Genomic DNA, 20947 nt, shown 5'->3' with positions numbered 1-20947 from the left:
CAACGATGTGGCCCCCAAAAACGCAGCCACAGCGGGTCACTCAACGTTGTCAGGGGCATGCTCCGCCACCGGCGCCAACTTGAGAATCAGCTGCAGCCGATCTCGTACTGACAGCTTTCGAAAAATAGCGCTCAGATGCGCTTTGACCGTGCGTTCAGTGATCTCCAACTGGCGGGCCACCTCTTTGTTCGTGGCGCCACGCGCCACGGCCAACGCAACGCCACGCTCTCGCTCGGTGAGCAGCTGCAGGTAGTCGCTGTGTTGATAACGGTCATGGTCAACGCGCTGCTGGAGAGCCTTGAACGTACCACCGAGGACTTTCGCCAATAACTCTTGCCCAACCCACACACCTTGATGGGTCACGACCAGAGCCACCTGGTTCAGCACATCAGCCGCCGCCAGGGTATGCACATAGCCCCTGGCGCCCAGATCCAATGCCCTTAGCGCCTCACGGTCGTCGGGGGTATAGCTCAGCACCACCACGATGGCACCCTGCTCTATCAGGGCAGGAACCATGAGTGGCCAGCTATCCACGGTAGTGGAAAGCCATACAAGATCATTGGGCGCTACGCGCTGGCCCAAGGTGTCAGGCGTCAGGGCTCCCACATCCTGAAACGCTTTTTTCCAGCGCGCCTTCAAACTCCCGTCTGTTGTTATAAACCAGTGTTTCATCAGCGCTCTCCCATGGAATCTCGCCACGCCCTTAAAACAGGTTTCAGCATGAACTGCATGACGGTTCGCTTACCGGTGACGATATCCACTTGTGCGGTCATCCCCGGTATGACCTGTAGCCGGTCGGCTACGTTTTCATTCTCTTGGCTGCGCACGCGAACCAGATAGAAGGTATTGCCATCATCATCGGTAATAGTGTCGGCGCTGATATGCTCGAGTTCGGCCTGCAACCCACCATAAATCGCGTAGTCGTAGGCGGTGAGCTTGATGGTGGCTGGCTGGCCCGGGTGCAGGAAGGCGATATCCTGCGGGGCGATGCGTGCCTCCACCAGAAGTTGATCATCGGTCGGCACGATTTCCACGACTTCCTGGCCCGGCTGAGCGACACCACCGATCGTATTGATGTGGATACGCTGTACGATGCCGTCTACTGGTGACCGGATCTCCGTCAACCGGACGCGATCCTGCAAGCCAGTGCCTGACTGCTGCAGGGCATTCAAATCACCCAGCGCCTGGGCCAAATCATTACGCCACTCGCTGCGACGCTCGGCCCCCAGCTCCCTCAACTGGGTTTCGGCTTCTTCCACGGCAGCTTGCAAACGTGACACCGCAGCATCTGCCTGGTTGCGCTCACCCGTGGCACGCGATACTTCCCGCTGCAAACGCAGCACTTCCACTTCCGACACCGCACCGGATGCCAGCAAGGGGCGCGTCAGGTTCAGTTCCTGGCTAGCCATGTTCGCTTCACGCTGAGCCGTGTCGCGCCGTGCCTGTGCTTCACGTAGCTCTTCTCGACGCTGACGGATACGGTCATTGAGTACGTTTTCCTGCTCGCGCAGCTCTTCGCGACGACTCTCGTACACCTCGCGCTCTTGCATGACGATATGCGGCACTTCTTCGCGCAGCTCATCGGAGGGTTCGAAGGGTGAATTGGTGGCCAGCGCCCTTAACCGCTCGGCACGTGCCTCCAGCGCAAAGCGCTGGGCGCGGTTTTCCCTGAAATCCGAGACGAAGCGAGTCGGGTCGATCTGCATCAGCACATCTCCCGCGCTGACCAGCTGCCCCTCGCGAATCATGATCTGATTAACCACGCCGCCATCGAAGGATTGGATCCGCTGGAGCTGGCTGGCGGGGATGACGCGGCCCGTGCCTCGGGTCACTTCATCGATGGCGGCGAAATAGGACCATGTCAGCAGGGCTACGATGGTCAGCAGTACCGTATAGAGAAACAGGCGCGCACGGATAGGCTCTTGCTGCATGCGCGCCCAGTCGGTGTCGCTTGCCCAATCCCGATTCAGGTGCGCAGAGGTGACCCGTTTGGCGAACAGTCGATCCATGAAAGGTCGGAACGGTTTTTGACCCTTTTCGGAAAAACGGCCAATCGCATCGAAGCCTTTTTGCTCTGGTGTCACGGAAGGCTTGCGTGTCATCAGGAAGCCCTCCCGATTTGCCCTTTACGCAGCGCTTCCACCACGGTATCGCGGGGGCCATCGGCCACCACTTTGCCCGCATCCATGACGATGATGCGATCGACCAGCGACAGCAGCGATGTGCGGTGGGTCACCACAAGAATGGTCTTGCCTGCCGATATGCGGGTCAGGTTGGCCTTGAAGGCTTCTTCACTGGCGTTGTCCATGGAGCTGGTCGGCTCGTCCAACAGCAAGATGGGCGGGTCCTGCACCAGCGCTCGGGCAATGGCCACCGCCTGCTTTTGCCCACCAGACAATGCCTGACCGCGCTCGCCCACCTGCAAATCCACCCCGTGAGGGTGGCCATTCACCAGTGTTTCCAGCCCGGCGAGTTCCAGCGCCCTGAGCAATGCTTCGTCATCGACGCGGTCATTCCCACCCCCGGCTACGATGTTCTCGCGCAAGGAACCCGAGAACAGACTGACATCCTGCGGCACATAGCCAATATGGCGGCGCAGATGCAGCGGATCCAGCTGGCGGATATCGACGTTGTCGACCAGCACGGCACCTGCCGTTGGCTGGTAGAACCCCATGATCAGCTTATTGAGAGATGACTTGCCACAGCCAATACGACCCAGCAGGGCCACCTTCTCCCCTGCCTTGATGTGGATCGAGACCTCACGCAGAGCATCGCGCTCTTCATCCGGGTAGCGCAGGGTGACTTTCTCGAGACGGATATTACCTTCGAAGCTGGGTTTTTCGACGTAGGACTTACCCTCATGACGCTCGCTTTTCTTATCCATTACGGTGTTGAGCGTTTCCAAGGTAGTAGCAGACTGATGGTACTGCGCCAGTAGCGCTGCCGTTTGGCTGATGGGCGACATGGCACGGGAAGACAGCATGTAGGCCGCGATTAGCCCCCCTTGGGTGAGATTACCTTCGATAATCTGGTAGACACCGATAATGATCACGCAGACCGCGACGCTATGCTGAGCCCATAGCGCCACGTTGGATACCGACGTACTGACCATTTTCAGCTGGCTACCGGTTTTAGCCAAAAACGCTGTGGCTTTTTCCCATTGGCGTTGAATGCGGCTCTCGGCCCGTAGGGCCTTGACGTTTTCCAATTGAGAAACCGACTCGACCAACAAGGAGTTGCGTTGAGCACCGACCTCCCAAGCGGTTTGCGAAAGTTCGTGCAACTTGCCTTGCGCGGCCAATGCATATAGCAGTACAAACACGGCTCCGATCAATACCGGCAGTACTAACCAGGGATTGATCAGTGCAATAATGGCCGCAAACATCAGCACGAAGGGAAGATCGACAATCCCCAGAATCGTCGCCGAACCAATAAAATTACGAACCGATTCGAACGACTGCATGGTGGCTGTGAACGCGCCGGTCGATGCCGGCCGCTCTTCCAACCGGACACCCAGTGCTTTTGCCATGAGCGATGAAGAGAGTTTGACATCCGCGCGGCTGGCAGCAAGATCCACAAAGCTGCTGCGCATCAGTCGCAGCGCCAAATCGAAACACAACACGATAAAAATACCGATAGCCAGCACCCACAACGTCTCAGTCGCCTGATTGGGTACGACGCGGTCGTAAACGTTGAGCACGAAAAGCGGCATGGCGATGGCAAACAGGTTGATGGCCACCGACCCCAGCACGATGTCTCGATATAACCGCCGATTCTCGCGAATTACGCCCCAGAACCAGTGCTGATCCCGGCGCTTCTTACTATTGACGCCTGGTTCGGAAGCATTGTCCGTCAGAAACTTCGGGCGAACGTAAATAGCATCGCCGCTATAGCCCGCATGGAGCTCCGCTAAAGGGATTTCGACTTCGGATTCCGTCAGTTCAGGAAACAGCACACGGGCTTTTTGCTGTTTGAGATCAATGGCCAACAGCACACAGGCCCGGCCAGGTTCGAGTAGCAGCACAGCAGGTAGCAGTGCTGGATTGAGCCCTGAGAGTGGGCTTTTGACGATACGCGCAGTCAGCCCAGCTCTGGAGGCTGCCCGGCCAAACACAGAAGGCGTTAGCTTGCCGTCTTCCAGCGGCAACCCCGCTCGCAATGCTTCTGCAGAGACTTCATGCTGATGAAACGAGGCAATTGCCTTAAGGCATTCCAGCAATTCATCGCCACCTGGCGGCTCGCTGGCAAATGAGTTTGCTGCGTCTGTCTTCGTTAGCTTCGCTTGTGTCACACAGACCTCGTATCCTCAGGGAAGCGCTTAACTATACATGCCTGACGACTAAAAAGTGGCCGCCAGCGGTGGGCTTTTGTGAGCCGGATAATAATGGATAGCTAGACTGACGGCGTTTTCAAAACCATGGAACACCGTCAGCCGTAGCGACACTGTTTAGACGTCAGGCATCATCACATAGGTGGCTGCTGACGCGTACACCGGTGACTGGCTAGTTGACTCGTGACTGAACTGGGCACTGATACCTCGAGTGAAGTCTTCCAGCGTAAACCCGCGCGGCCCTTCCGTACCACACGCCATTTCGGGATTCTGCGCCATGCCTTCGTAGCCCAGCTCTGCCAGGCTGGGGATGTCGTCACGGACGACGTCCAGGGTTTGCATTAGTTGGCCCATGGCGGCCAAGGTGCGGGCCTGGGCCAGCGTCAGATCAAACTCTGCGTTGGCATAGGCACGGCTGGCCTCGAAGAACTCGTTTTCGCTGTCCAGCACGTCCAGCAGGGTGCGCTGACCGATATCGAACTGCTGTTGATAAGCACCGCGGACCCGGTCGATGGACTGGCGATGGTCATTCAAATAGCGCAGCTGCTCGCCAATGCGCTGGGTATCGTTGTAAGCAATTTGTGTGGTCTGACGTACGTTGGTACAAGCCACTTCTCGCTGATTGACCGCCTGCTCGATACGGGTAGTGGCCGCCTCGAAGGCAGCACTGTCAGCACCACCGCGGTAAAGGTTCATGCTCGCGACCAGCTGGATGCTGTGCTCGTCGCGACGTCCTGAAATGGCGTCGTCTTGATTATTGGTGCCGGTACGCCCCTGGATATCCAGACGCGGCATAAACGCAGCACGCTCAGCGCTCTGCACGGCCCGCTGGGCAGCAATATTCTCGATGGCAGCGTGGAATTCAGGATTCCCCTGGAACGCCATCTGAATGGCCTGGCTCACATCCGTGGGTAAATCAGCCGCCAGTGAGGGCGCAGGCGTCATGTTCTGAGGCGGCAGTTGGCCGACCAGGCGCTGATAGCGCGCCGTCACGTCATGCAGGTTGGAGGCTTCGGTCATCAGGTTGGACTCGGCGAGCGCCAGACGACCACTGATTTGCGCCAGGTCTACCCCTCTGCCCGCACCCGAAAGGGCGCGCTCTTCGATCTGCGAAAACACGCGGCGGTGTTCGCGGTAATTATCTTGCGCCAAACGCACCATTTCACGGAAACGCATGACATCCAGATACGCTTGGAAGGTTTCCAGGGCAATATTTTCACTGGCCCCCAGCAGCTCGAAATAGGCAATCAAGCGCGTACGATCCAGACGCTCCACTTCACTGCGCGTCGCGAAACCATCGAAGACCATCTGGGTCAGCGTCAGCTCGGCAAAATCACTGTTATAGCTGCCCCGCCCATCGTTCTGCTGATCTTGACGTCCTACCCCCGCCGAAACATCAATAGAGGGCAGATAATTACCTTGAGCAACGCGCACGTCGCTACCTGCTGCGCTAAAGTTGGCCCAAGCGGCATTAACCTGAGGATTGCTGACGATGGTTTGCTGAATGGTACTGACCACATCCGTAGCGCCCGGCGCGTAAAGCGTAGCAGGCAGGTTTTGTGCCAATGCCGTCAGTGGCAGGCAACCCAAGGTTGCCACGGCTGCGGGGAGCAGACCGCGTTGTAAAAAAGAGGATGATGCTTGCGTGGTTGTTTTGCTGTTCTTCATGGCCGTGAATCCCGAATGAACGTTTCTCGCTGCAGATGAGCAAGTAGCCTTTCCCTGTGCAACAACGCTGCCGCGCATTGTTACCCCTCTTGGCTGCTTACCCGCCAACACTGGCTCATCTATGGCGCTTTGTTGTCGCCGAGTTCAATTGACCATGAGTGCTGCCTAGACAAAACACCCTGGCAAATTGCTATTAGCTAAAATTAAACGTCTGAGCACCAGTCGCAAGCCATAAAAACAAAAGTCACAAAAATTTACAATAACATGCTGAAAAAACACTCAATCGGTAGCGGGCAATTCCTTTCTCGGCCACTGCTGAAGCGCCAGCCCCGCCAGGATCAGCAATAGACCAGTCAACGTCGAGCTCAGTAATGGCTCGCCCACCACGACATAGAGCAACAACAGAGAGACCGGCGGAGAGAGGAAGATCAGCGTAGACACCTTGGCGGTTCGAGACACCTTGTGGATCGCCAACTGCCACAGCACAAAGGCAATGCCCATCTCGAACAATCCTACGTATACGCCGGAGGCCAGCGCGGTCATGCCATGCCACTGAAACCCCGGACCAAAAAGTAACAGAATGGTTAAAATAGGTAACCCAACACTGAAGTTTTGCCACTGCCCCACTAACGGCGGCCGGGCATCTCGCGCATTCAGTAGCCAGTAGAGTGCCCACAACAACGTTGAGGCCAGCGCCAGCGCAACGCCTAAACCATCCTCGAAGGCGACGTTGAAAACCTGTCCACGCGTCGCAATGACCCACACCCCGGCATAGGCGATCAGCCCGGCCAGCATGTCTCTTCGCGTCAACTGGTGCCCCAGCAGAGGCACCGCCAGAAATGCCATGGCCAATGCCCAAGTGTAGTTCAGGGCCATGGCCTCCTGGCCTGGCAGACGGTCGTAGGCTGCAAACAACACCAGATAATACGCGACGGGGTTCATCAGCCCCGCCCATAAGGCCGTGCGCCAGCCGTACCTGAGCGCCTGCTGCATGCGCCCTTGAGCAACTACCAGCGCGCCCATCAACAGCCATGACACCAACGCCGCTAGCCACATTAGCTCTAACGGGCTCATCCAGGAGAGTGCCAGCTTGAAGGCGGTCGCTACCGTCGACCAAAGGGCGACCGCCCCCAGTCCATACAGAATAGCCGCTCTATCCTGGCTCATCGGTCGATGTGCCCAAGGTCACGGTCAGGGTCGATGTGATCGCGTACCTGCTGTTTGAGCGTCTTGATATCCGGGAAGCCGCCGTCACGTTTGCGCTCCCAAAGCAGCGTGTCATCACACCAGATTTCAAACCGGCCCCCATGGGAAGGCACGAGCGCGACCTGGTCGAGCTGCTCACCAAACGTGGACAGTAACTCTTGGGCATACCAGCCGCTGCGCAGCAGCCACTGACACTGGGTGCAGTAGTGAATCCGGACCTGCGGCATGGCGTACTCCTTATCGGCCAATTCCCTGACAAGCTAAACTATCATGTCGATTACGCTATGATATTGATCAAGCATTCTGTCATCTTATATTTATTAGCAACTGCCAAGGAACCCCATGGCTCAGCCAGATGTTTCACAAACGCGTCTCTATGAGTGGCTGACGGGCGATGACGACAGCCGTATGTGTGCCGACATCCCCGAGGGCGCTTGCCAGGAGCAGCCGCGTAACTTTTTCCATCATCTATGGGCGGCATTGGGTAACAAGCTGGCGGATGAACTCTCCAGTGCACGACTGGTATTGCCCTGGTTGATGGGCATCATCGGTGCGCCAGTGTGGATGGTGGGCTTGCTGGTCCCCATCCGTGAGGCTGGCGCGCTGCTGCCTCAGCTGTTCGTGGCAGGCTTCATTCGCCTGAAACCTCAGCGCAAGTGGGTATGGGTCACCGGAGCGCTGCTTCAAGCCTTGGCCGCACTGTGCCTCGCGCTACTGGCGCTCTGGGGAAATGGCACGCTGGGTGGATTTCTGGTGCTGGCGGTGCTGGTGGTACTGTCATTGGCGAGGGGGCTTTCGTCGATCGCCACCAAGGACGTACTGGGCAAGACCATCGCCAAGCGCCGGCGAGGGACCCTCATGGGCTGGAGTGGCAGCGTAGCAGGTGCCGCCACGCTGGCGGCGGGCGGTGTGTTGCTGTGGTTCGGTGACCGCCCAGGTAACGTGGCGCTGGCCCTATTGTTATGTGTCGCGGCGGCGGGATGGTTGCTCAACGCGTTCAGCGCCGCGCGCATCAAGGAGGTGCCAGGCGCCGTAGAAGGCGGTGAAAACGCCTGGGACAGTATCAAGCTCGGGGCCACCCTGATGCGCGAGGATCGCACCTTCCTGCACTTCAATCTGGCCAGGGCCTTATTGCTTTCCAGTGCGCTTGCCCTGCCCTACCTGGCGCTGCTGGGCCAACAACAAAGCGGCAGTGAGCTGGGCGGGCTAGGCATCATGGTGGTGGTGTCCGGGTTGTCAGCGATGATTGCCAGCCCCATCTGGGGCAAACGCGCGGACCACTCCAGCCGCCGCGTCATGCGTGATGCTGCCGCCGGTACCGCTCTGTGTTGCTGCCTAGGCGCGGGCATTGCCTGGCTACCGGGGGAGTGGACACGCAGCGTGCTGCCCTATGCCGGCGTTTATGCCCTGCTGATGATCATTCACCACGGGGTTCGCCTGGGCCGCAAAACCTACCTGGTCGATATAGCCAGTCAGGACAACCGAGCACTCTATGTGGCGCTGTCCAACACTTTCACAGGGGTGCTCATGCTGGCAGTGGGCGGCCTGATTGGCGGGCTGGCCCAGTGGCTTGGCAGCAGCCTATTGCTGCTGGTGCTGGCGGCCACGGCACTCGGGGCCATGGTAAGCGCTCAGCGTCTTCCAGAAGCAGAGTGATCTTCAAGGATTGCAAACCCGTGCAACGCTCGCCATGATGGGCGGGAATCACGGCGTAACGTGGTTTTTTTGCTATCCTAGCGGTAATCAGTGGTAAGTGGCATCGCCTACCCTGCCTATAACGAGCCTCGCGCTGACGAACAGCGACACGGCTAGAATGACGAGAAGCAACAGGAATCCATTGATGAAACGATCTCCCTTGATCAGCCCGGAGTTACTCGAACGCATTGTTGATGCTTCTGAAGATGGCATTGTCGTTGCAGAGCAGGAAGGTGACGAAAACATTCTGATTTACGTCAACAAGGGCTTCGAACGACTGACCGGCTATAGCGCAGACGAAATCCTGTATCGAGATTGTCGTTTCCTGCAGAACGAAGACCGCGATCAGGATGCCCTCGCGTCGATTCGTGATGCGCTGCAGGATGGACGTCCCTCTCGCGAAGTGCTGCGCAACTATCGTAAAGACGGCACGATGTTCTGGAACGAGCTATCGATTACGCCGGTTTATGATGAAGCCGACAACCTGATGTACTACATCGGCGTGCAGAAAGACGTTACCGAACGGGTCGAAGCCCAGCTGGCTTTGGCAGCGCTGAAAGAACAGCAGGCGCTGGCCGAATAGCGTTTGTGGCCATGCTGCTTTTGGTAGCTCTGGGGATTTTGGTAGCTCTGGGGATTTTGGTAGCTCTGGGGGATTTAATGGCGGCCAAGGCAAGTTTGTGCTTGAACTTCATCCCAACTGGCGTTATATAGCGCCTAGGCGCTTGTTTAGCGTTAGGCGCTCCCTGCGGAAGGGAGCCGTTGTGATGCCGGTGCGCCGGCCTGGGTTGGAGGGCATACCATGAGCCGTGACCCCTTGAATCGTGAGACCTACACCAGCGACGGGCTGGACGCCGACGACTTCGACAACCTGGACGCGGTCAACGACGATCAATACGCCAAGAGCAAACCCAGCAAGGCCGACACCCTGCGCGCACGGCGCCAGGTGGAAGCATGGCTAGAAGAGCGACGCCTGCAGCGTGCCATCAAAGACGACTGGGACGAAGAAGAGTAGCGCCTTACGGGTAGATGCTCTGTCGTTCGAACAGGGGGCAATCATTGGATTGCCCCTTTTCATTTAATTCAGCGCGTAATGGATTCAGGATAGCCTGGGTAGCCACCCAAACCTGCTTGTGGGAGGCCAATTCATTGGGCGACGGCCTGGGCAGGCACCGGTGCCTGAATCGTCGCGAGCTAAAGCTCCCTCCCACAACAACCCCCTCCCACAGCAGTGAGTGCCTCCAGGCCAGCTTGTGGGAGGCCAATTTCATTGGGCGACTGTCTGGGCAGGCACTGGTGCCTGAATCGTCGCGAGCTAAAGCTCCCTCCCACAACAACCCCCTCCCACAGCAGTGAGTGCCTCCAGGCCAGCCTGTGGGGGCCAATAGATGCAAACCAGTCTGCGTAGAACTTTTCATTTCCGCACGTTTTTTCGTTTCATCCTGCTCACCTGACTCAGTACCGTGCGGCTGGCCTTTAGCCGCGCTGGGCACTATCATCTGTACACCAAGCCAGCACCGCTGGCCCCGCTTTTACCACAACCTAACGGATTTCCATGGCGCAATACGTATTCACCATGAATCGGGTTGGCAAAGTCGTGCCGCCCAAGAAGCAAATTCTCAAGGATATCTCGCTGTCGTTCTTCCCGGGCGCCAAAATCGGCGTACTAGGCCTGAACGGCGCCGGTAAATCCACGCTGCTGCGCATCATGGCCGGTGTCGATAAAGAGTTTGAAGGTGAAGCTCGTCCGATGCCCGGCATCAACGTGGGCTACCTGCCTCAGGAGCCGCAGCTGGACGACGAGAAAAACGTCCGGGATACCGTCGAAGAAGCGCTGGGTGCCCTGAAGGAAGCTCAGCAGAAACTGGATGCGGTGTACGCGGCTTACGCAGAGCCGGATGCAGACTTCGATGCCCTCGCTAGCGAACAGGCGCGCCTCGAAAACATCATCGAAGCCGCCGATGCGCATAACATCGAGCGTAAGCTGGAAGTGGCCGCCGAAGCGCTGCGTCTGCCGCCCTGGGACGCCAAGGTAGGCAACCTTTCCGGGGGCGAGCGCCGCCGTGTGGCTCTGTGCCGCCTGCTGCTGTCCAGCCCGGACATGCTGCTGCTGGACGAGCCTACCAACCACCTGGATGCGGAATCGGTGGCCTGGCTGGAGCGCTTCCTGCACGACTACAACGGCACCGTCGTGGCCATCACTCACGACCGTTACTTCCTGGACAACGTGGCAGGCTGGATTCTCGAGCTGGACCGCGGCCAGGGTATCCCCTTCGAGGGCAACTACTCGCAGTGGCTGGAGCAGAAAGAGCAGCGCCTGACCCAGGAAGCCAAGCAGGAAGCCTCGCGCCAGAAGGCCATCAAGCAGGAGCTGGAGTGGGTACGCAGCAACGCCAAAGGCCGTCAGGCCAAAAGCAAGGCACGTCTCAATCGCTTTGAAGAGATGCAGTCCGGCGACTACCAGAAGCGCAACGAAACCAACGAAATCTACATTCCGCCTGGCCCGCGCCTGGGTGACAAGGTCATCGAATTCCACAACGTCACCAAGCGTTTCGATGACAAGCTGCTCTATCAGGACCTCTCCTTCACCATTCCCCAGGGTGCCATTGTCGGCATCGTCGGCGGTAACGGCGCGGGTAAATCGACGCTGTTCAAGCTGGTCACCGGCAAGGAGCAGCCGGATGCGGGCGACGTGGTAATCGGTGAAACCGTGGATATCGCCTACGTCGAGCAGCTGCGCGATGCGCTGGACGACAAGCAGACAGTCTGGGAAGCGGTGTCCGACGGCCAGGACATTCTCAACATCAACGGCTACGAAGTCTCTTCGCGTGCCTACGTGGGTCGCTTCAACTTCAAAGGCAACGACCAGCAGAAGCGCCTGGATGAGCTATCGGGCGGTGAGCGCGGGCGCCTGCAGCTGGCGCAAACCCTCAAGCAGGGTGCCAACGTATTGCTGCTGGACGAACCGTCCAACGACCTGGACATCGAGACGCTGCGCGCCCTGGAAGAAGCGTTGCTGGCCTTCCCCGGCTGCGCCATGGTGATCTCCCACGACCGTTGGTTCCTGGATCGTATCGCCACGCACATCCTGGCCTTCGAGGGCGACTCGGAAGTGGTGTTCTTCGATGGCAATTACACGGAATACGAAGAAGATCACAAGAAACGAGTCGGCAACGACACGCCGAAGCGCTTGAAGTACAAACGTATCGACGCTTGACCGCGAGCGCCTTTCGCCCGCTAAAGCGACCTCCCATCAGTGCCTGACAGGGTGGGTGTGGGAGGGAGCTTTAGCTCGCGATGGCTGACTTTGCCAGGGCGCCTGACGGCGCCCTTCGCCCGCCAAAGCGGCCTCCCACTAGTGCCTGGCATGGTGGGTGTGGGAGGGAGCTTTAGCTCGCGATGCCTGACTTTGCCAAGGCACCTGACGGCGCCCTTCGCCCGCCAAAGCGAGCCTCCCGCGTTAGACTTAGCCTGCAGGCCAAGTGAACTGGCGCCCGCCCATCAAGTGCATATGGATGTGGTAGACCGTCTGCCCGCCCATTTCGTTACAGTTCATGACCACCCGATAGCCGTCTTCGGCAAACCCCTGCTGTTTAGCCAACTGGGCAGCGGTATATTGCAAACGGCCGATCACCGGCAGATCGTCAGGCGCAATGTCATTGAGCGTGGCGATGTGCTTTTTAGGGATGATCAGCTGATGCGTAGGCGCCTGAGGGCTAATATCGTTAAAGGCAAGCACATGCTCGTCTTCGAAGACGATATCCGCAGGAATCTCGCGGTTGATGATTTTACAAAACAGGCACTCCATCGCAGCCTCCTTGGTATGGCGCGTTATTGTCAAAAGAGCCAGCTAAACGCGCCTATCGGAAACGGCGCTGAGCCAGCAGGTGGCGAACCAACGGGGCGAGGATCAACTCCATCGCCAACGACATGCGTGCACCGGGCACCACCAGCGTGTGGGGCCGCGTCATGAACGCATCCTTGATCATGGCCAGCAGCCAGGGGAAATCCACGGTCGAGGGGTCGCGAAAGCGAATCACCACGAAAGACTCGGCATCGGTGGGGATATCCTGCACCTCGAAGGGGTTGGAGGTGTCGACGGTGGGCACGCGCTGAAAGTTGATATGGGTACGCGAAAACTGCGGCTGGATATAGCGCACGTAATCGTCCATGCGCCCCAGAATGGTGTCGATGACCGCTTCCTGGGAATAGCCACGCAGCTTGGTGTCACGATCGATCTTCTGAATCCACTCCAGGTTCATGGTCGGCGCAACGCCCACCAGCAAATCCACGTGCCGAGCAATATCGTACTCGCGGGTCACCAGCCCACCGTGCAGCCCTTCGTAAAACAGCAGGTCAGTGCCGCAAGGCAGCGCCTGCCATTCGGTAAAGGTGCCCACTCGGTAACCGGCTTCGATCTTCTGCTTGTCTTCTGCATGGATGTAGTGCCGGTAGGTACCGGTGCCGTGTTCACCGTACTCGACGAACAGGCCCTCCAGGCGATCCAGCAGGTTGGCCTCGACGGCAAAGTGAGAAAGCTCATCCTTGCGTTCGGGCTCTTCGCGGAAGATACGTTTGAGGTCATCGCGGGTATAGCGATGGAAGGCATCACCATCCACCATGGCCGCGTGAACGTCTTCTCTTAGAAACATCCGTTCGAAGCTACGGCGCACCGTGGTGGTGCCAGCCCCGGAGGAGCCGGTGATGGCAATGATGGGATACTCTCGGGACATCAGCTCCCCCTTGCCTCGGCGAGTGTCTGCTTCACCGCGTCAGGAATGGGCACCGGCTTGCCCGCCCCCAGATCCAGCAGCAGCTTGTTGATTCGGGCCGTGGCCACCACGGTCTCGCTGCCTTCCTTCAAGACACGCTGATAGACAGTCAGTGCCTTGCCCTGCGGTTCAGGCACCGCCGTCTCGATGACCAGCACCTCCGGGAAGCGCGCTTCCTGCTGATACTGTATCGCAAGGTCCACCACGACACTGGGATAGCCGCCCATGTCCCACTCGGGCAAGTGCAGGCTACCCAGTGCTTGCGCCCTGGCCTCATGCAGCAGCGACACCAGGGCATCATGCCCCAGGTGGCGGCCGTAGTTCATGTCGGTCACCCGCACCGAGAGGGTATGGCGGTGGATCACCGCGTCTGCGGGAAATTCGATAGCAACGCGTTCCATGACGGCTCTCCTGCTTGGGTGACGAAAGGGGTCGTTAGTGATTCACTTCCCGGGCAATGGCGCGGAAGGCGATATCACGGCGGAACTCGGCGCCTTCCCACTGGATGGCCTTGACACCCTGATAGGCCTGCTGCTGAGCAGCCGACACGCTGTCGCCCAGCGCCGTGACACACAGTACGCGCCCCCCGGCCGTGGCGATCTCGCCTTCATCGGTCAGGGCAGTGCCCGCGTGGAACACCTTGCACTGGGCCTGCTCGGCATCGACCAAGCCGTGAATCACATCGCCTTTACGATAGCTGCCGGGATAACCGCCCGCCGCCATGACCACGCCCACCGCCGCGCGGCTGTCCCATTCACACTGCTTGCCTGCCAGCTCGCCTTTAGCGCCCGCCAGACAAAGCTCCGCCAGATCCGACACCAGTCGCATCATGATGGGCTGGGTTTCCGGGTCACCAAAGCGGCAGTTGTATTCGATCACTTTGGGTTGGCCCGCAGCGTCGATCATCAAACCGGCATACAGGAAGCCCGTGTACGCATTGCCCTCTTCGGCCATGCCTCGTACGGTAGGCAGGATCACCTGCTCCATGATGCGGGCATCCACCTCGGGCGTGACCACGGGCGCCGGTGAATAGGCCCCCATGCCGCCGGTATTGGGACCGGTATCACCATCGTAGGCACGCTTGTGATCCTGACTGGTGGCCATGGGCACGACATGCTCACCGTCGACCATGACAATGAAGCTGGCCTCTTCGCCATCCAGAAACTCTTCGATGACGACCCGCGCACCGGCATCGCCAAAGGCGTTGGCTTCCAGCATATCGCGAATGGCGGCTTCGGCTTCGGCTTCGCTCATGGCCACGATCACGCCCTTGCCGGCGGCCAGACCATCGGCCTTGATGACGATGGGCGCGCCCATGCGGGCCAAGTAGTCAAGCGCTGGCTCGACCGCCGTGAAGGTCTGGTAGTCGGCGGTGGGAATGGCGTGGCGGGCCAGGAAGTCCTTGGTGAAGGACTTGGAGCCTTCCAACTGAGCAGCCCCCTGGGTAGGGCCAAAGATGGTCAGGCCCGCTGCCTGAAATTGATCGACCACCCCTTCCACCAGCGGCGCTTCCGGGCCAACGACCGTCAGGGCGACCTGCTCTTGCTGAGCAAACGCCACCAGTGCCGGCAGGTCGGTTGCGGCAATGGCCACATTGCTCAGCTTGGGCTCCGTGGCCGTGCCTGCATTACCAGGCGCTACGAACACCTGCTCGACCTGGGGGGATTGGGCAAGCTTCCAGGCAAGGGCATGTTCACGGCCACCGCCACCGATCATCAAAACTTTCATGGGTATCCTTCTCAAAACAGGAGAGCGTCGATGGGCGCATTATGCCATAACGCAGCCGCTAGCGGGGCGCCAAGCGCTGTCTGAAACCCAGCGCTGTTGTGAAGCTAAGGCTTGCCGTCCGTTGGGTCGTCGTCTTCCTTGGTGGAAGGCTGGTTGAGCGTGTTCTGCCAGAAGCGCATGTTCTCCTCGGCCAGTTCACGCATGAACTCCATGGGCGTATGCCGCATGGCCTGCTGCCACTGGCTCTGAAGGCGCTTCTGCTGCTCCAGCATCAGTTGAGTGCCCTGTTCCAGATAGCGCGCCAGAGGCAGCGGTGACGACATGTCATACACGCGAATCAACTGGGCCAGCAGGTCGTTGGAGAACACTTCCGCTTCACTATCGGCCTGCTCCTGTTCGATAATGATCGACAGTAGAATCGTGCGCGTGAGGTCTTCGCCACTTTTGGCATCTTCGACACGGAAAGGCTCTTCGTCGATAATCAGACGGCGCAAATCTTCCAGCGTCACGTAGCGGCTTTGTTGTGTGTCGTACAACCTGCGGTTGGCATATTTACGAATGACGCGCACAGCGTATCTCCTTAAACGCGATAAAGGCTTTTGTCGCCATGGCTGCTATTGTGCCTGCAACACACGCCCATGCAAGCCAGCTTAACGGATTAGTGCCGCGATGCGCGGCCCGCCCACGACTAATAGACGACCATCATGAATCTGATTTTGCTCGACCCCAGTGAGGTGAACGGCCAACAAGCCCGCCTGACCGACACCCGCCGCTTGACGCACCTGCGCGACGTACATCGTGCTCAGCCGGGGGATCAGCTGAGCGTGGGCGTTCAGGGAGGCAACATGGGCAAGGCCGAACTGATCGAACTGAGCGACAGCGGTGCCCTCTTCCACCTGGGCCCGCTGGAAACGCCTCCACCGCCCCCGCTACCGGTACATCTGGTACTGGCCCTGCCACGCCCGCGCATGCTGGCCCGCACGCTGGAGCACGTGACCGCGCTAGGCGTGAAACAGATTACCCTACTGCACACCCAGCGGGTGGAGAAAAGCTACTGGCAATCGCCGGAGTTACGCCCGGAAAAAGTGCACCAGCATCTCCTGCTTGGGTTGGAGCAGGCACGCGACACGCAGCTCCCGCAGGTCACGCTGTGCAAGGGCTTTCGCCCTTTTCTGGAAGATCACCTGAACGGCGTACTACACGAGCGACGGGGGCTCGTTGCTCACCCCGGCATGCCCGACGCCTGCCCACGCGGCATCGACGAGCCCTGTGCACTTTTCGTGGGGCCAGAGGGTGGTTTTATCGAATGGGAAGTCGAGCAACTGCTGGCAGCAGGATGCGAGGGCATGCACCTGGGCCCGCGCATCCTGAGAGTAGAAACCGCCGTGACGGCGCTGCTGGCACGGCTGTTCTGACTCACCCTATTGATCAGGTTTGATCGTCTTCGGGGTCGTGGGGAACGTACTCGGCATCCTCCCCACACTCCGGTGACTGCAGGAACGTTCTACGCACGTCCAGTAACCCAAGATGGCTGATGGTGCGCCGCCCCAGCAGCAGCGGGTAAATCATCTCTTCGCGGTCGCGCAGGCTGAACTGCTCTTCATAGATGGTGTCGCCCATGCACACATCCATCAGCACCACGGGGCGTTCATCGCGCCCACCGGCGCCGCGCACGGCTTGCTCACGATACAGCGGACGTTCGATTTCGTCGCTAAAGGTCTCACCGCTGGCCTGATCCTCCAGCTTTAAGCGAAAGCGCACCCAGTCTTCGCCATCCTTCTCGAAAATCTCGATGTCACGGGCGTCCAACGACGAGGTCAGCGCACCGCTGTCCAGCTTGGCCTTGACGCCAATGCCCCAAGGCTCGATGAACGCGTTCTCCACCCAGCCGAACACCTTGTCCTCGGCCTGTACGCTGGCACTCGCCATCAGCACACTCGCCAGAGCCGTCATGCCCATGGTCTTTCGCAGTCTATTCACCATCGCAACGCGTCCTTGATAGTTGGATTAAAAAGGTAGTTGGATTAAAGAGGTAGTTGGATTATGGAAGTCGCTCGAGCAGCGATTGAGTGGCAAAGCCGTCGGGCACCAGCCCTTGATCACGCTGGAAGGCTCGCACACCTGCCTGGGTATTGGGACCCATGATGCCATCGGCGGTACCCACCGAATAACCGGCGTTGTTCAGCCGCTGTTGCAGCGTTCTGACATCGTCGCGCGTCAAAGGTGCCTCATGGGTGGGCCAGGACTGAGTAATGCCCTGACGCCCGGCAATGGCATCGGCCAGTGTCGCCACCGCTAGCGCATAGCTGGTGGCGTTGTTGTAGCGCAAAATGGCCCGGAAGTTAGGGCCTACGATGAATGCTGGGCCACTGGCACCCGCTGGTACGATGACGGCGGCGCTATCGAAGGCGGGCAAATCGCCGCTCACCGCCCGTACGCCCTGCGCGGCCCACTGGGCCGAACTCAAACGTTCGGTTTGCGAGTAGTCGAACGTATCAGGCAGTACTACCTCAGCTCCCCAGGGCTGGCCTGCTTGCCAACCGGCACGGGCCAGGTAGTTGGCCGTCGAGGCCATGACGTCGGGAATGCTGCCCCAGATGTCACGTCGTCCATCATTGTCACCGTCCACCGCATAGGCTTCGAAGCTGCTGGGGATGAACTGAGTATGCCCCATGGCCCCGGCCCAGGAGCCGCGCATCTCATCGGCGGCGATATCCCCCTGTTCGATGATACGCAGCGCGGCCAGAAGCTCTCCGCGGGCAAAGTCACGGCGACGGCCATCGTAGGCCAGGGTGGCGAGGGACTCCAGCGTCGAAAAGTCACCAAAGTTGCTGCCGTAATTACTCTCGACACCCCAGATGGCAACGATGATTTCGGCAGGCACCCCATACCGTTGCTGCATCTGTTGAGCGGTATCGCGATGCTGGGCATACTTTTCACGGCCATTGGCAATGCGCGTACTGGACACTGCGCTATCGAGGTATTGCCAGATGGGCCTGACGAACTCAGGCTGATAACGATCCAGCTCGATCACCCGCTCACGATAGCGCACACCGTCCAGTGCCTTGGCCAAGGTGGCCTCGCTAATGCCCTGATTGGCAGCATAACGGCGGAAGTCACTTAGCCACTGGTTGAAGCTGGCGTACTGCACCTGCTCAGCAGCACGGGCATCGACTTCGGTCATCAGTTGAGGGCTGGCCTGGGCAGTTTGCCCTCCCAGCGCTAGCGCCGCTGCCAGCATCAAGGCAGGGGTGAAGGTGGGCACGAAATCGGGTGATACCTGGGATTTCAATAACATGTCATCGTCTCATGGCTGTCCTTGGCGTGGCTGTGATAATGGCTCAGAAACGGGCCTGATGCCAGCCTCACGCCATCAGGCGCCAGATCACCACCACGTGGGCAGCCCCCACGATGCCGGTCAGCACACAGCGCAGTCCCGTGTACCAGCGAGGAAAGCCATCACGGCCATCGCGACTGACATCGTAAAGCCCGATGAGCACGAAACCTGCCAGCAGTACCCATAGCCCCGTCACCACATCGAACAGCAGCGCAGGCCAGGCAATCAGGCTAGGCACCATGGCCAGTAGCAGGCGCCTGCCGTTACCCGGCCGCGAGACCTGCAGCGCACTGCCCCAATGAACGCCGCCCAGAAATGACAGAATCACCGCACTGTAGTAAGTAAACCCGTAAATCGCCGTGACCTGCCAGGCGGTAGGCGCCCACCATACTGCGCCACTCGCCGCAATAAACGGGATCAGCCCGGCCAGACCCAAGCCCCATGCCAATCGGCATTCGTTCATGACGCGTCCTGCTTCCTTACTCATCGGTCTCCTCGAACTCTTCGGCAGCAATCAGCCAGCGGTGCCACTCACTTGGCATGACGCAGGGAGGATCGAACCTGGAAGGCGCCGCGCGCCAAGGCTGGTGCCGTTCGAGGCCAAAGGGCAAGGACTCGAGGGCGGGCAGCCAGTAAGCGACATAGAGGCCTTTTGGGTCGTAATGTCCGGCCTGTTTCAACACGTTGAAGTAGCGATCCTGGCGGGGATCTCGCCCTACGCCGGCGATATAGCGCCAATTTCCCCAGTTGCTGGCCACATCGTAATCGATCAAACAGTGCTCGAACCAGCCAGCGCCCAAACGCCAGTCCACGCCCAGGTCCTTGACCAGGAAACTGGCCACGTTCTGCCGTGCGCGGTTGGATATCCATCCGGTCCCCTTGAGTTCAATCATCGCCGCATCGATGAACGGCACCCCGGTCTTGCCGTCGCGCCAGCGGTTGAACGCCTCGTTGGGCACGGGGAGCTGCTCGCGACCGAATAGCGCAGGGCCTTCCAACTGCGCGGCGCGATGGAAGTAGTCGCGCCACAACAGCTCGAACACGATCCAATAGCTGGACTCGCAGCTACCGTTATTCGCTTCCCAGGCCTTGACCTCGCGGTGTACCTGGCGAGCCGAGAGGCAGCCCCTGGCCAACCAAGGCGAAAACCGTGTCGAAAAGTTGGCACCCAGCAAGCCATTGCGGGTTTTCTTGTAAGACTCAGCGCCGTTCTGTCGCCACAGATAGTGCTGCAGCCGATCTCGGGCGGCGGATTCACCGCCGACGAATACAAAACCCTGACGCTTGTCTGGCTGCCAGGCCGCACTCTGCTGGCACACGTCCTTGAGCGGCGGGAAGCCGCGGGGTGCGTCGTCTGGCCATCCGGGCAGCGTCACCGGCATGGTGAGCGGCTCGGGGATCTCGCAATGTTTTTCCACATGGCGACGAAACGCCGAAAAGCTGGCGGGCAGCTCCTCCAGGGCAAACGGCAGTGTCGCAGCGTCAAGCAAGTAGCCGCTTTCGGAACGCACCAGCGAACAACCCTCAGGCAGCGTCTCGGCCACCTGATCGATGTGCGCCCGCTCTTCGCAGCCCGAGTGCTCGGCGACCAGCACTTGCCGGGCCTTGAGACGCGTAGCCATGGCCACCACTTCTTCAGCGGGATGGCCGATACGTACCAGCAGATCGCTGCCCAATTGCAGCAGCTCGCCTCGCAGCTCCATCAGGCTTTGCCATAAAAAGCGCAGGCGCGCCGGGCCAAGGCGGCAAGTCTCCTCGCCTGCCATATTGGAGGTCAACCACGCCTGGTCCAGTACGTAAAGGCAAACCAGTTGATCAGGGGCGGACTTGAAATGTAGTAAGGGGTTGTCCGCTACACGGAGATTATCCTGTAGCCAGACGATATCAGTCGTGCTGTTCATGCTCGTGCCTCCTCGGCGTGCTGTGCTGTCTGGCTTCGCGTCGGCAACGTTCGCTGCAAAAACGCACTTCCTCCCAGCAGCGCGCCCATTTTTTCCGCCAGGTAAATGGGCGCTGGCATTGAACGCAGTCTTTTTCCGGTAGATCTTGTTTTCGTCTCATTTGTCCATCTCGCTGCGCGTAAAGTACCGCGCCACGCTTTCACACATGGACACTATATCTTATACAGTACATATATTGTATATCATTTGGCGCGCATGGTATGCCGCTGCGCGCATTGCGTAAAAGGCATTCCTCCGTTGGCACAGCCAT

21 protein-coding genes are annotated in these 20947 nt (G+C 59.2%); 5 read left to right on the top strand and 16 right to left on the bottom strand.

The window, feature by feature from the left end; genetic code table 11:
• Positions 1-36: 36 nt before the first annotated feature.
• From B7L71_RS01355 to B7L71_RS01330, 6 genes are all read right to left on the bottom strand, one after another.
• A complete protein-coding gene (locus B7L71_RS01355; protein ID WP_081135387.1) occupies positions 37-672 on the bottom strand; it encodes a response regulator transcription factor in 636 nt (211 codons plus the stop codon).
• Positions 672-2102, bottom strand: coding sequence for an HlyD family type I secretion periplasmic adaptor subunit (locus B7L71_RS01350; RefSeq protein ID WP_081135384.1), 1431 nt, complete (start codon positions 2100-2102; stop codon positions 672-674). The genes B7L71_RS01355 and B7L71_RS01350 overlap by 1 nt, the downstream gene beginning before the upstream one ends.
• The gene (locus B7L71_RS01345) at positions 2102-4219 is read right to left on the bottom strand and encodes a type I secretion system permease/ATPase (RefSeq protein WP_016916587.1); all 2118 of its coding nucleotides are present in this window, start codon (positions 4217-4219) and stop codon (positions 2102-2104) included. The genes B7L71_RS01350 and B7L71_RS01345 overlap by 1 nt, the downstream gene beginning before the upstream one ends.
• 228 nt (positions 4220-4447) lie before the next feature.
• Positions 4448-5998, bottom strand: a complete 1551-nt coding sequence (locus tag B7L71_RS01340; protein WP_081135382.1) for a TolC family outer membrane protein — start codon at positions 5996-5998, stop codon at positions 4448-4450.
• 279 nt (positions 5999-6277) lie between these two features.
• Positions 6278-7165 carry a DMT family transporter gene (locus tag B7L71_RS01335; protein WP_081135379.1) on the bottom strand — a complete coding sequence of 296 codons (888 nt, stop codon included), beginning with the start codon at positions 7163-7165 and terminating at the stop codon, positions 6278-6280.
• Positions 7162-7431, bottom strand: a complete 270-nt coding sequence (locus tag B7L71_RS01330) for a SelT/SelW/SelH family protein (RefSeq protein ID WP_016916584.1) — start codon at positions 7429-7431, stop codon at positions 7162-7164. Before B7L71_RS01330 ends, B7L71_RS01335 begins: the two co-directional genes overlap by 4 nt.
• Before the next feature lie 115 nt (positions 7432-7546).
• On the opposite strand from B7L71_RS01330, the gene B7L71_RS01325 reads away from it, so the two are divergent.
• From B7L71_RS01325 to ettA, 4 genes are all read left to right on the top strand, one after another.
• Complete coding sequence (locus B7L71_RS01325; protein WP_081135377.1) at positions 7547-8860, top strand: MFS transporter; 1314 nt, start codon at positions 7547-7549, stop codon at positions 8858-8860.
• A 184-nt stretch (positions 8861-9044) separates the two neighbouring features.
• Complete coding sequence (locus B7L71_RS01320) at positions 9045-9482, top strand: PAS domain S-box protein (protein ID WP_016916582.1); 438 nt, start codon at positions 9045-9047, stop codon at positions 9480-9482.
• Between the two features lie 219 nt (positions 9483-9701).
• Entirely contained in the window at positions 9702-9914 is a 213-nt protein-coding gene (locus tag B7L71_RS01315) for a PA3496 family putative envelope integrity protein (RefSeq protein ID WP_016916581.1), read from the top strand.
• A 540-nt stretch (positions 9915-10454) separates the two neighbouring features.
• On the top strand, positions 10455-12116 hold the full coding sequence (ettA, locus tag B7L71_RS01310; RefSeq protein ID WP_081135374.1) for an energy-dependent translational throttle protein EttA: 1662 nt from the start codon (positions 10455-10457) through the stop codon (positions 12114-12116).
• A 249-nt stretch (positions 12117-12365) separates the two neighbouring features.
• On the opposite strand, the gene B7L71_RS01305 is transcribed toward ettA, so the two are convergent.
• The 5 genes from B7L71_RS01305 to phaR all read right to left on the bottom strand — a co-directional run bounded on the left by B7L71_RS01305 (position 12366) and on the right by phaR (position 15968).
• On the bottom strand, positions 12366-12707 hold the full coding sequence (locus B7L71_RS01305; RefSeq protein WP_039182057.1) for a histidine triad nucleotide-binding protein: 342 nt from the start codon (positions 12705-12707) through the stop codon (positions 12366-12368).
• 52 nt (positions 12708-12759) lie between these two features.
• Complete coding sequence (locus B7L71_RS01300; RefSeq protein ID WP_016916578.1) at positions 12760-13632, bottom strand: phosphoribulokinase; 873 nt, start codon at positions 13630-13632, stop codon at positions 12760-12762.
• On the bottom strand, positions 13632-14072 hold the full coding sequence (locus B7L71_RS01295) for an acyl-CoA thioesterase (RefSeq protein WP_016916577.1): 441 nt from the start codon (positions 14070-14072) through the stop codon (positions 13632-13634). Before B7L71_RS01295 ends, B7L71_RS01300 begins: the two co-directional genes overlap by 1 nt.
• A gap of 34 nt (positions 14073-14106) precedes the next feature.
• The gene (purD, locus tag B7L71_RS01290; protein WP_081135372.1) at positions 14107-15399 is read right to left on the bottom strand and encodes a phosphoribosylamine--glycine ligase; all 1293 of its coding nucleotides are present in this window, start codon (positions 15397-15399) and stop codon (positions 14107-14109) included.
• Positions 15400-15503: 104 nt separating this feature from the next.
• Entirely contained in the window at positions 15504-15968 is a 465-nt protein-coding gene (phaR, locus tag B7L71_RS01285) for a polyhydroxyalkanoate synthesis repressor PhaR (protein WP_016916575.1), read from the bottom strand.
• 135 nt (positions 15969-16103) lie between these two features.
• Here phaR and B7L71_RS01280 point away from each other — a divergent pair, with 135 nt between their 5' ends.
• The gene (locus tag B7L71_RS01280; protein WP_081135369.1) at positions 16104-16814 is read left to right on the top strand and encodes a 16S rRNA (uracil(1498)-N(3))-methyltransferase; all 711 of its coding nucleotides are present in this window, start codon (positions 16104-16106) and stop codon (positions 16812-16814) included.
• A gap of 13 nt (positions 16815-16827) precedes the next feature.
• Here the strand turns inward: B7L71_RS01280 and rloA3 are convergent, their stop codons facing one another.
• The 5 genes from rloA3 to B7L71_RS01255 form a co-directional block, all read right to left on the bottom strand.
• Complete coding sequence (gene rloA3 / locus B7L71_RS01275) at positions 16828-17358, bottom strand: retropepsin-like aspartic peptidase RloA3 (protein WP_081135414.1); 531 nt, start codon at positions 17356-17358, stop codon at positions 16828-16830.
• A gap of 82 nt (positions 17359-17440) precedes the next feature.
• Entirely contained in the window at positions 17441-18697 is a 1257-nt protein-coding gene (locus B7L71_RS01270; protein ID WP_139790007.1) for a lytic murein transglycosylase, read from the bottom strand.
• A 67-nt stretch (positions 18698-18764) separates the two neighbouring features.
• Positions 18765-19223 carry a DUF3429 domain-containing protein gene (locus B7L71_RS01265; RefSeq protein WP_249273145.1) on the bottom strand — a complete coding sequence of 153 codons (459 nt, stop codon included), beginning with the start codon at positions 19221-19223 and terminating at the stop codon, positions 18765-18767.
• Entirely contained in the window at positions 19216-20637 is a 1422-nt protein-coding gene (locus tag B7L71_RS01260) for a DASH family cryptochrome (protein ID WP_081135364.1), read from the bottom strand. Before B7L71_RS01260 ends, B7L71_RS01265 begins: the two co-directional genes overlap by 8 nt.
• Positions 20621-20797, bottom strand: coding sequence for a DUF2256 domain-containing protein (locus B7L71_RS01255; RefSeq protein ID WP_081135361.1), 177 nt, complete (start codon positions 20795-20797; stop codon positions 20621-20623). Before B7L71_RS01255 ends, B7L71_RS01260 begins: the two co-directional genes overlap by 17 nt.
• Positions 20798-20947 lie beyond the last annotated feature (150 nt).

This window comes from Halomonas sp. BC2, assembly GCF_002078115.1.
Lineage (GTDB): Bacteria > Pseudomonadota > Gammaproteobacteria > Pseudomonadales > Halomonadaceae > Vreelandella > Vreelandella stevensii.
Note: the sequence above shows the minus strand (reverse complement) of the source record. Positions and strands in the feature narration are given on the sequence as shown.

Excerpts from the sequence above, each read along its gene's own strand:
- B7L71_RS01355 (WP_081135387.1), bottom strand. The coding sequence starts at position 672 with ATGAAACACTGGTTTATAACAACAGACGGGAGTTTGAAGGCGCGCTGG.
- B7L71_RS01350 (WP_081135384.1), bottom strand. The coding sequence starts at position 2,102 with ATGACACGCAAGCCTTCCGTGACACCAGAGCAAAAAGGCTTCGATGCG.
- B7L71_RS01340 (WP_081135382.1), bottom strand. The coding sequence starts at position 5,998 with ATGAAGAACAGCAAAACAACCACGCAAGCATCATCCTCTTTTTTACAA.
- B7L71_RS01335 (WP_081135379.1), bottom strand. The coding sequence starts at position 7,165 with ATGAGCCAGGATAGAGCGGCTATTCTGTATGGACTGGGGGCGGTCGCC.
- B7L71_RS01330 (WP_016916584.1), bottom strand. The coding sequence starts at position 7,431 with ATGCCGCAGGTCCGGATTCACTACTGCACCCAGTGTCAGTGGCTGCTG.
- B7L71_RS01325 (WP_081135377.1), top strand. The coding sequence starts at position 7,547 with ATGGCTCAGCCAGATGTTTCACAAACGCGTCTCTATGAGTGGCTGACG.
- B7L71_RS01320 (WP_016916582.1), top strand. The coding sequence starts at position 9,045 with ATGAAACGATCTCCCTTGATCAGCCCGGAGTTACTCGAACGCATTGTT.
- B7L71_RS01315 (WP_016916581.1), top strand. The coding sequence starts at position 9,702 with ATGAGCCGTGACCCCTTGAATCGTGAGACCTACACCAGCGACGGGCTG.
- ettA (WP_081135374.1), top strand. The coding sequence starts at position 10,455 with ATGGCGCAATACGTATTCACCATGAATCGGGTTGGCAAAGTCGTGCCG.
- B7L71_RS01305 (WP_039182057.1), bottom strand. The coding sequence starts at position 12,707 with ATGGAGTGCCTGTTTTGTAAAATCATCAACCGCGAGATTCCTGCGGAT.
- B7L71_RS01300 (WP_016916578.1), bottom strand. The coding sequence starts at position 13,632 with ATGTCCCGAGAGTATCCCATCATTGCCATCACCGGCTCCTCCGGGGCT.
- B7L71_RS01295 (WP_016916577.1), bottom strand. The coding sequence starts at position 14,072 with ATGGAACGCGTTGCTATCGAATTTCCCGCAGACGCGGTGATCCACCGC.
- purD (WP_081135372.1), bottom strand. The coding sequence starts at position 15,399 with ATGAAAGTTTTGATGATCGGTGGCGGTGGCCGTGAACATGCCCTTGCC.
- B7L71_RS01280 (WP_081135369.1), top strand. The coding sequence starts at position 16,104 with ATGAATCTGATTTTGCTCGACCCCAGTGAGGTGAACGGCCAACAAGCC.
- rloA3 (WP_081135414.1), bottom strand. The coding sequence starts at position 17,358 with ATGGGCATGACGGCTCTGGCGAGTGTGCTGATGGCGAGTGCCAGCGTA.
- B7L71_RS01270 (WP_139790007.1), bottom strand. The coding sequence starts at position 18,697 with ATGTTATTGAAATCCCAGGTATCACCCGATTTCGTGCCCACCTTCACC.
- B7L71_RS01265 (WP_249273145.1), bottom strand. The coding sequence starts at position 19,223 with ATGAGTAAGGAAGCAGGACGCGTCATGAACGAATGCCGATTGGCATGG.
- B7L71_RS01260 (WP_081135364.1), bottom strand. The coding sequence starts at position 20,637 with ATGAACAGCACGACTGATATCGTCTGGCTACAGGATAATCTCCGTGTA.
- B7L71_RS01255 (WP_081135361.1), bottom strand. The coding sequence starts at position 20,797 with ATGAGACGAAAACAAGATCTACCGGAAAAAGACTGCGTTCAATGCCAG.